The sequence below is a fragment of the Paenibacillus sp. J31R120 genome, assembly GCF_056269225.1.
Genome location: NZ_JBWDNN010000002.1, coordinates 1,247,374 through 1,260,163 on the forward strand (window position 1 = coordinate 1,247,374; position 12,790 = coordinate 1,260,163).

Genomic DNA, 12,790 nt, shown 5'->3' on the forward strand with positions numbered 1-12,790 from the left:
TCATGTTTAAGGAAGTGGAGAATGAGCTGGAACTGGCTATGTTTAACGGCATATGGACAACCGTATGGAGAGAAAAAGGCTATGATTTGGAATTTGCGGATCACGTTCTGGACAGGTATCTGATTCTGACAACAGAAGGATACGGAGGAGGTACGGCTGAAATTAAACCGTACGACATCACTCTAAGTCCCATTAATGAAGTCGCGCCTTTCCATGACCATCCAAAGGTGCAATCAGCAGCTGGAGCAGTGGCGGAGATTGACAAGATCGCATTGCTGAAGATGTGCAGAAGCAAAGGAACGATGCTGTCGGACATCCTGTCGGCCGCCGTATACTGTGCAGAGAAGAGAGGGATGAAATATTTCGTCTCCTTGCTGGAGCCGGTTTTTCTTCGTGCGCTTAGAATTACATTTAAGGTGCCGCTAGAGAAAGTAGGAGAGAAAGTATTTTATAAAGGCGACCATGTCATTCCTGTATTGTTTCATATGGAGGAAATATACCGCCATAAGGAAAATTATGATTGGCTAAGTTATCCTACGCTATTAACTTTTGAGGAACGGGTGAATGTTAGATGATTGAGGGGTTAACGGAGTTGGACAAGAGGAACAGGCTCCTGGTCAAAGTCGTATGGGGATTGCTCGGACTTGGCATATTGACCGACATCGTCATAGGTTTGAGCTTGGAGCTAATTTTGTTGCTTGCAGGTGTAGGCGCAGTGCTGTGCGGCGCGGCTACGCTTATGACTTATAAGAAGATTGGCAGCCAGTATGTAAAATATTTAGTGCCTTGTAATTTGACAATCATCGTAACGCTGCTTATCGTATCCGATCCTGCACCGATCGTGAGCACGTATTTTCTTGTATACGTCAACTTGGCGATTATGACACTTTATTCGGATTATAAACCGATTATTTTCACCGGAATTCTAGGGGCGGGGTTAAGTACATATTTGTTCATCGTTCCTGAATATCAGGAGCGTCTATTCCCGGGAGAGTCGCTGGCTTATCTCTATTTGTATTTGGCTTTCGCAACGATCGGCCTTGCTTTCTCTGCACACTTCAGCCAGCGTCTGCAACGGGAAGTGACGGAGCGCCAGCGTGAAGCGCTGACGTCGAAGGAGCTTGCCGAGGAACTTCTTGTACAGCTGCGCAATTCTATCGGTGTGCTTACGGAATTCAGCCGCGAGCAGCAGGAGCATGCTCATTCTACCGGTGTGATTTCCCGCGAAGTAACAGGCACCTTCGGTGAAATGACGACGGCTATCGAAAAGCAGACCGGAAGCGTGCTTACGATTAATGACTCCGCGCAGCAGATCGAACAAGGTATACGGCGTATGCTGGAAGGCGCGACTCTTCTTCGCACTTATTCGAAGGAAAATGTTCATCTTGCAGAAGAAAATAAGGAGCAGATGGATGTCCTGGCAACGGAGATGGAAGAGCTTCGCAACATGATTGCGGGAACCGTCGCCATGATGCAATCGCTCCAGCACCAGAACGAGCAGGTCACAAGCATCGTAGACACGATCAGCGATATTGCGGAGCAGACGAATTTGCTGGCGCTGAATGCTGCAATTGAGGCGGCCAGAGCGGGAGAGCACGGCAGAGGTTTTGCGGTCGTTTCCGGTGAGGTGCGCAAGCTGGCGGATCATTCCCGAAGATCGACCAATGAAATCAGCGGCATTCTCTCCTCTATCCGCAAGCAGATCAATGATGTGTATATGCATGTGGAGCAGGAACAGACGACAGTCATCAAGAGCAGTGAAGTGACGCGTCAGGCGCGCGAGCTGTTCGAAGGCATGAACGATAATGCGAAACGTACGGGCGAGCAGGCGATGCATGTCGGTGAATTTGCCGAAAAGCTGAACGAGCGGTACGGAACGATGGCGCAGGAAATCAACAGCATCGCGGCGACGACGCAGCAGAACATGGCTTCGGTCGAAGAAGTGATGGCGAGTATGGAGACACAGCATATCAAGATTGCCAAGATGGTGCAGGAATATATCCGGTTGGACGAGCTGGTGTCCGGCCTGAAGCATCTGTCTGAAGGTAATCCATCGCGTTAAACGAAGGACCAGTTCCTGACCAATTTGTTGACAATGAATAGTGGCGATGCTAAGATAAAGCCAATAAATCGAACTAAAACACTTGGTTTTATGGGTTATATAAAAGCGTTGACCATTCCAATGGAGATGTATGTTTTTTTTGCTTAGATGAATGTGCAGCGCGCATCATCTGGCAAGGAGGATATGCATCTTTTTTGTTGTGGCAGCGACTGGTTCATTTGCAGAGTAAGAGCGCCATCGGATATTGCATTTATCGAGCTAGCAGGAGGTTGGGCTCACGGTACAGTCATTTAGTTTCAAGTAAGTATACATGTTGTGAGAGGATGATGGGGATGGGACGTACGGTGGAAGTGAATGACATATGGTTGAAACGAATTATCGGACAGGTGCAAGGGCTGGCTTATGGCACGGTGCAGATTACGGTTCATGACGGACAGATCGTACAAATTGACCGGACAGAGCGGAGTCGATTCGATGTTCTGAAATCGAGAGAGGGCGCTCAGAGGAAGAGGTAGACAGGAGGGGAACGACTGTTAAGGAATATAGGTTATTCGTGCTGAGGACATAGGCGAATCAAGGTTTGATAGGCAGGATCATGTCTGCATGTGAGACATCTGCTCCTTTACGAGAGAGCTGGTCGGGTTTAGAATAAGAACCAGCGTATTATTTGCGTAACTTCAATCGGAAAGTAGCAGGATTCAGCCATGAGCATTTTTTTACACATCTTAGTGACAAACGTGTTGCCAATGGGGATCATGGTCGCGCTTGGTATGGTGTTGCAGCGGGCTTTTTCATTGGATATCAAGACGCTTTCGAAGCTTAATTTCTATTTGTTTTCACCTGCTATTATGTTCGATCTTATCTATCGGACGTCTATTTCGGTTAGTGTAATTGGCCAGGTGATGCTGTTTTTCGTCATCTTTATGGCTGGGCAATACCTATTGGTAGAGACGGTTGTTCGGGCGAGGAGATATGAGCCGAGTATGAAGAGTGCGATGCGCAACAGCGTATTGTTCTATAATAGCGCCAACTATGGTGTGCCGCTGAACCAATTGGCTTTCGCGGGCAGCAAGGAGACGCTGGCGATCCAAGTGCTGATCATGATGACGCAATCGCTGGTACCTAATACATATGGCGTATACAGCGTCAATGCTCATAAGATGGATATTCGGCAGGTATGGAAGACCATTCTGTCGATGCCAGTCATTTACGTCATACCGCTCGCCTTTCTGCTGCGCGGCTTTGACGTACCTATTCCGCAGCCGATTGCGACGCCAATCGGTTACTTGGCAGATGCCTTTATCGGAACGGCACTCATTACGCTTGGCGTTCAGCTTGGCAGCATGAAGTGGCGAATTAGCCGCCCGCATATGATCGATGTCGGCTTGTCCGGTTTTCTCAGGCTTATCGCGGGGCCGGCCCTTGCGTGGCTGATCGTATGGCTCATGGGATTGGACAAGCTGACGGCTGCCGCTCTAATCGTCTCCTCTGCAGTGCCGACCTCACTTAGCAGCGTACTGCTCGCGGTGGAGTTCGACAATGAGAAGGAATTTGCTTCCCAAACGATATTTGTCTCCACCCTCATCAGCATCTTCACGGTTACAGCGGTCATCTTCTTCCTGCGGATTGAGGTGTAGTTTCTAAGCCGAGAAACTCGGCTTAGAAGAGCCCGCGTCGTCCGAAATGAAGCTCTAAGCCGAGAAAATCGGCTTGGAAGAGCCCGCGTCGTCCGAAACGAAGCTCTAAGCCGAGAAACTCGGCTTGGAAGAGCCTGCGGCGTCCGCAATGAAGCTCTAAGCCGAGAAAATCGGCTTGGAAGAGCCTGCTGCGTCCGAAACGAAGCTCTAAGCCGAGAAACTCGGCTTAAGAGCTTCTCTTATAGACACACCCAAACAGCGCGTATCTTACCGGATACGTGCTCTTTTTTTCGCCTTCTTGAAAGGGCAGTCGTACCATCAAATGTGTCGTTCAACTGTAATATTGCTAGTTAACGATATATCGTATAGAATATCGATAAGACAATACGATATATCGTAAAAGGATGATGTACGTGACGGAAAAGGGATGGAACGAAAACGAGCAACTGTTTTTACACCGTGAAGAAGGTAGAGAGTGGAGCTCATCCGGCAGAAGGTTTTTTTCGAGAGGCGGTGTGAAATACGCGCTGCTGGAACTGTTGATGATTGAGCCTATGCATGGTTATCAAATGATCAAACATTTGGAGGAGCAATCAGCGGGCACGTATAAACCGTCAGCAGGCACCATATATCCAACGCTCCAACTGTTAAGCGATCAAGGACTTGTCTCCTCCAAGAAGGAGGCGGGGAAAAAGATATTTGAAATAACGGAAGACGGAAGATCGTTCCTGCAACAGGAACGTGAAGAACGTATGGACGCATCTGCGGACAACGATCATCGCCTAAGAACGTTCCCTCATCCCTCATCGGATGATGAGCAATGTTCAGAAACAACAACCAGCCCTGCATCCACAGAAGATGAATGGTCCAGGCGTGGCCGAGGGGGTGGTCGCTATAACCGTGGCGGGGACGTATATCATCCGCGGGGAAGGCACCATGATTATGCCGGACACGGCAGGCACGACAGGCGCGGATTCGAGCGGGGAGATCGCGGTTACGCGGCTTCGGAATTTTCGCGGGGTGAGCATGATGTGGAGCAAGGCAAAGGCCGCAATCGCAGGCTGACTCCCGCCGGGAAAGAGCTGTTTCATCAGCTGAAGGCGGCAGAGCGGGCGGCGATGGGCGATCAGGCTAAAGCGGAACGGCTTCGCGAGATATTGAGCGAATTAAGGGACGCTTTACGCGGACTGACGGAGGGCAAGTGAGCATGATGGGAGAAAAAGGTTACCAAAGTCCTGCCAGAGGAGGCATGGTGGCTCGTAAGTTCGGCACTGGGGAAAAGGTGAAACCGGCGAGCATTTTTGCGATGTTTATGCGGGTTTTCGAGCATGCCCGCACCGAATGGAAGGCGCTAGTTACCGCACTGACATGCATCATACTCATATCGCTGCTTGAGTTCGTCGTGCCGCAGCTGACCAAATATACGATTGATACAGTCATTGATCAGAAGCTGTTCAGCCAATTGTTTTATATCGGTGCCGGTATTATCGTAGCGGCGATCTCGCTCGGCATTCTGCGTTACTTGAGCACATCGGTTATGGCTGCAATTGGTCAAAAAGTGCTGTACCGTCTGCGCAACGATCTGTATCGGCATTTGCAGAAGCTGGATGTGGCCTACTATGACCGTAATCGGACCGGCGATCTTATGTCGAGAGTAACGAATGATGTCAGCGTGCTGCAGCAGCTGATTTCATCTAGCATGATGCAATTGTTTACAGACGTGTTTACCTTTACCGCTATTGCCGTCTATATGATGTTGATCGATTGGAAGCTAACCTTAATGCTGCTTGCGACGTTTCCATTCATGATTTTGACGACCCGCGTATTCGGCAAGCGCATCCGTTCGTCGTTCCGCAAGGTTCAGGAGTCGCTCGCGGATGTAAGCGATCATCTCCAAAATACGCTGACGGGCATTCGCATGATCAAATCCTTCACGGCCGAAGACTATGAGTCGGAGCGTTTCTCCGAGCGGACAAAGCGCAATATGGATGCGAACGTGCAAGTGACCCGCTTGCGTGCGGCATATGAGCCTATCATTGATTTTATTAATTTTGTAGGCCTCGCTATCGTGCTCGTATTCGGCGCGTGGCTGGCGATGAGAGGATCGATGACTGTCGGTACGATCGTTGCTTTTATTGCGTATCTTCGTCTGCTGCAAAACCCTATTCGCCATTTCAGCCGTATTCTCAATTCCATTCAGCAAGCGGCTGCCGCATATGAACGTATCGTTGAAGTTATGAACACGGAGCCGGAGATTACAGACAAACCCGGCGCAGTCGTGCTGCCTTCCATGAAAGGCCATATTCAGTTCCATGATGTGACCTTTTCCTATTCGGGCAACCAGGAGGACGAGGTACTGAGCGGCTTCGATTTGGAGCTGAAGCCGGGCGAAGTGACAGCACTGGTAGGCTCATCCGGTTCGGGCAAAACGACGATCGCTCATCTGATCACCAGATTCTATGAGGTAGGCGAGGGGAGTATTACGATCGACGGACACGATGTACGCGATGTGTCGCTGGACTCCTTAAGGGAGCAGATCGGTATCGTCACGCAGGATATCGTACTGTTCAACGGATCGATAGGAGAAAATATCCGCTACGGCAATCAGAATGCGACGGAAGAAGCGGTAATGGCTGCTGCCAGGGCTGCCCATGCTGCTGAATTTATCGAGAGCTTCAAGGATGGCTACGATACGCAAATAGGCGAACGAGGCGTGAAGCTGTCCGGCGGCCAGAAGCAGCGATTGTCTATTGCGAGAGCTCTGCTAAAAAATCCGAAAATGATTATTTTAGACGAAGCAACAGCCTCCCTGGATACGGAATCGGAGCAAATGATCCAGACCGCGCTGGCGGAGCTGCTCCGAGATCGAACATGCCTCGTCATTGCCCATCGTCTGTCCACCATTCAACAAGCCGACAGGATCTATGTGCTGGAGAATGGTCGCATCGAGGAGCATGGCACCCATGCCTCTCTGCTGGAGAGAGGCGGCAGATACAGCGAGCTCTATGACATGCAGTTTCCGGTAGCGAATATGCCATAATCATTTCTCTTTAATGTAGGAAATAGAGGCTTTCAGACCATGCGAACAGGCAGGCTGGGAGTCTCTTTTTTATGCAATGACAGTATCGTAGGATCAAAACCGTTAGCCTGTTAGCTCTCAGGCAATAACGAACGTATTGTGATTAGCTCCTGAAAGAAGGAAAATGACACACAAATATGGCGCAGGGTAGACGAATATAAAAGCGGCGTTCAAAAAGCGAAAAAGAAGGGATTGGAAATTGATAATTTTGGACGATTTTTTATACTTATGGAGGTTTTCCTGTTAGTGTATTTATGCTAATAAGTTGCTATAAAATCACTTGTACTCCCAAGTATGGAAAGGTAGAATGGTAGGAAAAGGTTAATGTAAACGTTTTTAACGAGAGATGGAGGCGAAAGCGATGGAGCCAGCATCATCGGACATCATTGCAGCTAGCGGTATCAAACGAACTTTCGGGAGAGGCTCAGGAGCTGTTCATGTGCTAAAGGGTGTCAATCTGCAGATTCCCTCAGGGAGTCTTATCGCATTTAAAGGGAGATCGGGCTCTGGCAAAACAACGCTGATTAATCTGCTAAGCGCACTGGACCGTCCAAGCGACGGCTCCATATTGTTCGAGGGAAAGGAGCTGTCTTCTCTATCGAATCGGGAACGGGATACTATTAGGCGTACGAGAATGGGGCTAATCTTTCAATCCTTTGCATTAATTCCCTTAATGTCGGCTTATGAAAACGTAGAATTTGTCCTCCGGGTATCGGGTTATCCCGCCTCGGAGAGGAAGTCGGCTGCCATAGCGGCGCTAGACCATGTGGGACTGACTCCACGGATGCACCATCGCCCATTCGAGATGTCGGGGGGCGAGCAGCAGCGGACAGCTATTGCCCGGGCTATTGCGCATAAGCCAAGCCTGCTTCTGGCAGATGAGCCGACTGCCGAGCTCGACAGCCGAACAGGGCTGCAAATTATGAAAGTATTCCGCAACCTGGTGGAGACAGCGGGGATGACGATCATCATGACCACCCACGATCCTGCTATTATGGAGATTGTTGATCATGTGTATGAATTGGAGGATGGACAAATTGTGGTTCCGACTTAAATCCAAAGCATTCCTGGCACTTATAATCGTAATCGCGTTATCCGGCTGTTCGTTGCTTCCTGCGGAGGAGGAGCCGCTTAAGCCGCCGCTTGTTAAACCGCCGCAAGAGAACTACCGTACGACGCCTGTCGTAAAGGGAGCGATCGCTCAAGAAGTGAAGGGCAACGGCACGCTGGAATCTTATTTCTCCGACGCCGTTGAATTTACAGCCGAAGGCGGCCGCGTCAAGGAAGTGTTCGTCAGGGCCGGGGACGATGTGAAGAAGGGCGATCCGCTTGTCCAGTTGGACGTGGGCGATATGGATGTCAATTTGCGTACGCTTGAGATGAATATGCTCGTATCCCGGAAGAAGCTTCGGGAAGCCAAGCTTGCGGAGGACGAAGAAGGACTGCGCATTGCGCAGCTTCAATACGAGATTGACCAGATCAAATACAACCGGCTGCAAGAGTCGTATAGCAACAAGCAATTGGTTGCGACAATGAACGGAAGGGTTACATTTGTCGCGCCGATCGTGGAAGGCGATGTCGTCAAGCCTTACGAGACCATCGTCATGATATCCGATCCTTCCAAGCTCCGCGTATCATTCCAGATCGATACGTCTTCCGATGCGATGAAGGTTACCGTGGGCTTCAATGCTTCGTTGAAATTCGGAACGGAGCTTGTTGAGGGCAAAGTTACGCAGACGCCAAGCAGCGCACCGCAGACGGATGATGAGATTCTGCGATCCCGTTATAGCACGCATGTGTACGTCGAGACAGACGCGCTTCCGGAGTCGGCTACAATCGGCACGAAATCGGATGTGACGATTCGTCTTCAGGAGAAGGAGGGCGTGCTGCTTATCCCTCGCAGCGGCTTGCGCAATTACTTGGGCCGAACCTTCGTGCGCATTCTGGAAGAAGGGGACAAAATACGCGAGGTCGATGTCGAGCAGGGAATTGTGGGTTCGACCGAAGTAGAAATTACGAAGGGTCTTGAGGAAGGCCAGTTGATCGTGCTCCAGTAATAGATAGGAATGATGCGCGGGACGACGGACTCGTTCAGCTGTTTGTTGTAATGCCTTTGGACCTGGGAGGTTAGTTGCATGGCTTTGTTTGTTATGATTATCCGCAAAATGGTACAGAACAAATGGCTTGTTTTCAGCTTGCTCATCGGCATTCTCATGTCCGTGGCGCTTGTCAGCAGCATGCCGATCTATTCGGAAGGCATATTGTCTCGCATGCTTAAGAAGGATTTGGAGCGCTGGCAGGAAGTGTCCAATCAATACCCGGGCGCCGTCTATTCCACGATGAGCTTCACAGACAAGCCGGATCGCTTCAACGGGATGTTCGAGCGCTACGACACCTTCATCAAGACGGAAGGAGCGCCTGGCTTCCAGCTCCCTGTGCAGGAATTGGTGAACGATGTGGCGTCTACCTCGCTCCGAATGAAGCGGGCGGATGATCCCGAGGAGATCACCGACCGGAATTCGCAGGCGGTCACGGTCAAAGGATTCAGCGATCTGGAGAAGCATATTAAGCTGAAGGACGGCAAGATGCCTTCGGCAACCCCCGTTGACGGCGTATACGAGGTGCTGGTAACCGAGCGCGCGCTCGTTCAGTTCAAGACGGTGCTGAATACCGAGTTCATGGTACATAGCGACAAGATGCCGGCTCCTATCAAGTTCAAGCCCGTTGGCGTCTTCGAGAAGCTGGAGGACGATGATCCTTACTTCCGCTACGGCAACCTGAGCGATATGAGCACCAGCTTGATTCTACCGTTCGAGACGGGCAAGCAGCTTATGCTGCGTGACCAGAGCATACCGATTACGAGCGCCGGCTGGTATCTCGTTATGGATTATACCAAAATGGAGTTTATGCATGTAAACGCCTATCTGGACACGTATGAAAAGATGCGTCAGGCGCTTCTGCGAAACGTCTCGCTTTATCAGATGAAGGTGGACGCGGTCGCGCATGATACGATCGATTATTACCTGTACCGGGCTGCTAATTTGAATTTGCTCATGTGGGCGCTGAACGTCCCTGTACTTATCATGCTAGCATTCTATATGTTCATGGTATCCAACCTGATCGCGAGCAGGCAGAAGAGCGAAATCGCCGTCCTGCGAAGCCGGGGCGCAGCAAGATGGCAGGTCATTGCGGCTTACTTCGTAGAGGGGCTTATGTTATGCGGCATTGCGCTTCTGGTCGGCCCGTTCCTGGGAGGAGGGCTCACCCGAATATTGGGGGCGTCCAACGGCTTTATGGAATTTGTTCAGCGTGTCAATCTGCCGATCCGGATTACGGAACAATCCTACTTGTACGGCGCTATTGCAGCAGGGGCATGTCTGATTATTATCCTTATTCCCATTATTCTTGCGACACGGGTCTCCATTGTCGATCATAAGCAGCAGATGGCAAGGCTTGTGAAGACGCCGATCTGGCATAAGCTGTTTCTGGATGTGATCGCACTGGGACTTGCGATATATGGTCTGTATACCTTCAAGACCCGGTTGAAGGACTTGCAATCGCTGGGACTCAGCACCACGGATCTGAATATTGATCCGCTTCAATTCATTGTGCCTGCCTTGTTCATAATGGGCAGCGGCTTACTGCTATTGCGACTGTACCCATGGGTGCTTAGGCTGGTTTACTGGATCGGCAAGAAATGGTGGCCTCCGTCGATCTATGCCACTTTGATTCAGGTAGGCCGCTCCAGCAGCCAATATCAATTTCTGATGATCTTCTTGATCATGACGATTGCAACGGGCGTATTCAGCGCTTCAGCGGCAAGAACAATCAACTTGAACTCCGAGGATCGGATTCAATATGGCAACGGGGCAGATATGATACTGAACGTGAACTGGATCAATGACGCGCCGCCTCCTCCGACGATTGGCGGCGGTCCGGGTGGCGGCGGAGACACCACCTCGGTGCCTAAGCGCGTCAACTACCTGGAGCCGCCATTCGAGCCGTTCCTGAATTTGCCTGGCGTGGAGAATGGAGCGAAGGTATTTACAAAAGAAAAGGCTTTTTATACGTTCAACAAAGATACGGCTGAAGTGACGCTAATGGGAATCGAGACGGATCAATTCGGCATGACCACCTGGTTCCGTGACTCACTGATGGATTATCCGCTTAATGATTATTTGAATCTGATGGCGGCTGAATCGGACGCGGTCCTCATTTCAAGCACGCTTGCCGAGCAGAAGAAAGTCAAGGCGGGGGATACGATCTGGATTGGCTGGGAGGGCGTAACCCAGCAGCCTTTCCGTGTATTCGGAGTCATCGATTACTTCCCGACCTTTAATCCTATGCCGACAGCAAGCATTGTTCCTGTAGGCACGAATAGAGCTCCGATGCTGATTGTCGGCCACCTGTCCCGCATTCAGCTGCAGCTGGCAATGGAGCCGTATCAAGTATGGCTTAAGCTGAAGCCTGACGCTACGACTGCGGAGCTGTACAAGGGCATTGAAGAGAGCAAGCTGGCAGTCAGCAAAATTACCAATACAAAAGAGGATTTGATTCTTGCCAAAAATGATCCGTTCCTGCTGGCGCTTAACGGTATTCTGACGCTTGGCTTCGTCATTTCTTTGCTGGTCAGCTTTATCGGCTTCCTGCTTTACTGGGTATTGTCGCTGCGCGGCCGGACGCTGCAGAACGGCATATTGAGAGCCATTGGATTATCGGTAGGCAATCTGATCGCTATGCTGGCAGTCGAGCAGGTGCTTACATCCGGCGTTGCCGTCTTGCTCGGCATCGTCGTCGGCAACCTGGCGAGCATGCTATATGTGCCGAACTTCCAGATCGTATTTAATCCAAGCAGCCTCGTGCCGCCGTTCCTCGTGCAGATTGATCCGGGCGACATGGTGCGCATCTATTGGATGGTAGGCATGATGCTCACTATAGGCATCGGCATTCTGGCATACATGCTGTCCAGACTCCGCATCCATCAGGCTCTGAAACTCGGGGAGGATTAAGCGATGATCCATTGCGAAGGACTTGTGAAAATATATAAAACGGCGGACCTGGAAGTGTTTGCGCTGCAGGGCCTGGATCTCCAGATCGAATCCGGCGAGCTGATGGCGATTATCGGCAATAGCGGAAGCGGCAAGTCGACGCTGCTGAATATGCTTGGAGGCTTGGACCGGCCGACCGCAGGCAAGCTGATTGTCGACGGCAAGGATATGCTGAAGTTCAAGGAGCGGGATTTGGTGCGCTACAAGCGCCAGAGCGTAGGGTTCGTCTGGCAGAATAACGCGCGCAACCTGATTCCGTATCTGACCGCGCAAGAGAATGTCGAGCTGCCCATTCTTCTGACAGGCAGCCGCAAGCGCTATCGGGCGAAGGAGCTGCTGGAGGCGGTAGGGCTGAGCCATCGGGCGAACAACAAGCTGTACCAGCTCTCCGGCGGCGAGCAGCAGCGCGTAGCGATTGCGATCGCTCTTGCGAATCATCCCAAGCTGCTGCTTGCGGATGAGCCGACGGGCTCCGTCGATTCGAAGATGTCGAATCAAATTCTGGATTTGTTCCGTGAGTTGAACCGGTCCATCGGCATTACGATTGTTATTGTCACGCATGATCCGGAGCTGGCGAAGAAGGTAGATCGGGTAGCTGCGATTCGGGACGGGAAGATTTCCTCGGAAATGCTGCGCAAGCGATCATATGCGGAGGAGCTTGCAGAGCTGGAGCTGGAAGGAAGCTCGCATGTCGAATATGCGATTCTGGACAAGGCGGGAAGACTTCAGGTACCGGCAGCTTATCTGGAGACGATCGGTCTGAAGAATAGCAATAAAGTAAGAGTGGAGATGAATGAAGGCAAGATCGTCATTCTTCCTCCTGAAGACAAGGAGTAATATCAACGAAGCTTATTCGACATTAGAAGTCAGGCTGCATGCAGAGCTGGCATTCTGCGGCGAATAAGCTTTTTTTTCTCCGTTCCTTCGGTGATAACTTATTGACAATTTGTTAGTGTGATCGATA

General features: G+C 50.8%; 10 protein-coding genes. All 10 read left to right on the forward strand.

The window, feature by feature from the left end; genetic code table 11:
• The first annotated feature begins 2 nt into the window (after nt 1-2).
• The 10 genes from AC0YNW_RS11845 to AC0YNW_RS11890 all read left to right on the forward strand — a co-directional run bounded on the left by AC0YNW_RS11845 (nt 3) and on the right by AC0YNW_RS11890 (nt 12,663).
• Nucleotides 3-575: a GNAT family N-acetyltransferase gene (locus tag AC0YNW_RS11845; RefSeq protein ID WP_475832115.1), complete on the forward strand. Its 573-nt coding sequence runs from the start codon at nt 3-5 to the stop codon at nt 573-575.
• Nucleotides 572-2,062, forward strand: a complete 1,491-nt coding sequence (locus AC0YNW_RS11850) for a methyl-accepting chemotaxis protein (RefSeq protein ID WP_475832116.1) — start codon at nt 572-574, stop codon at nt 2,060-2,062. Before AC0YNW_RS11845 ends, AC0YNW_RS11850 begins: the two co-directional genes overlap by 4 nt.
• A gap of 332 nt (nt 2,063-2,394) precedes the next feature.
• Nucleotides 2,395-2,577, forward strand: coding sequence for a YezD family protein (locus AC0YNW_RS11855; protein ID WP_475832117.1), 183 nt, complete (start codon nt 2,395-2,397; stop codon nt 2,575-2,577).
• Nucleotides 2,578-2,766: 189 nt separating this feature from the next.
• The gene (locus AC0YNW_RS11860; protein WP_475832118.1) at nt 2,767-3,699 is read left to right on the forward strand and encodes an AEC family transporter; all 933 of its coding nucleotides are present in this window, start codon (nt 2,767-2,769) and stop codon (nt 3,697-3,699) included.
• A gap of 413 nt (nt 3,700-4,112) precedes the next feature.
• Complete coding sequence (locus tag AC0YNW_RS11865) at nt 4,113-4,904, forward strand: PadR family transcriptional regulator (RefSeq protein ID WP_475832119.1); 792 nt, start codon at nt 4,113-4,115, stop codon at nt 4,902-4,904.
• A 2-nt stretch (nt 4,905-4,906) separates the two neighbouring features.
• Nucleotides 4,907-6,739, forward strand: a complete 1,833-nt coding sequence (locus AC0YNW_RS11870; RefSeq protein ID WP_475832120.1) for an ABC transporter ATP-binding protein — start codon at nt 4,907-4,909, stop codon at nt 6,737-6,739.
• Nucleotides 6,740-7,139: 400 nt separating this feature from the next.
• Complete coding sequence (locus AC0YNW_RS11875) at nt 7,140-7,832, forward strand: ABC transporter ATP-binding protein (RefSeq protein WP_475832121.1); 693 nt, start codon at nt 7,140-7,142, stop codon at nt 7,830-7,832.
• Nucleotides 7,807-8,835, forward strand: coding sequence for an efflux RND transporter periplasmic adaptor subunit (locus AC0YNW_RS11880; protein WP_387469195.1), 1,029 nt, complete (start codon nt 7,807-7,809; stop codon nt 8,833-8,835). The genes AC0YNW_RS11875 and AC0YNW_RS11880 overlap by 26 nt, the downstream gene beginning before the upstream one ends.
• A gap of 78 nt (nt 8,836-8,913) precedes the next feature.
• A complete protein-coding gene (locus AC0YNW_RS11885) occupies nt 8,914-11,787 on the forward strand; it encodes an ABC transporter permease (protein WP_475832122.1) in 2,874 nt (957 codons plus the stop codon).
• A 3-nt stretch (nt 11,788-11,790) separates the two neighbouring features.
• Nucleotides 11,791-12,663: an ABC transporter ATP-binding protein gene (locus AC0YNW_RS11890; protein WP_120108980.1), complete on the forward strand. Its 873-nt coding sequence runs from the start codon at nt 11,791-11,793 to the stop codon at nt 12,661-12,663.
• Nucleotides 12,664-12,790 lie beyond the last annotated feature (127 nt).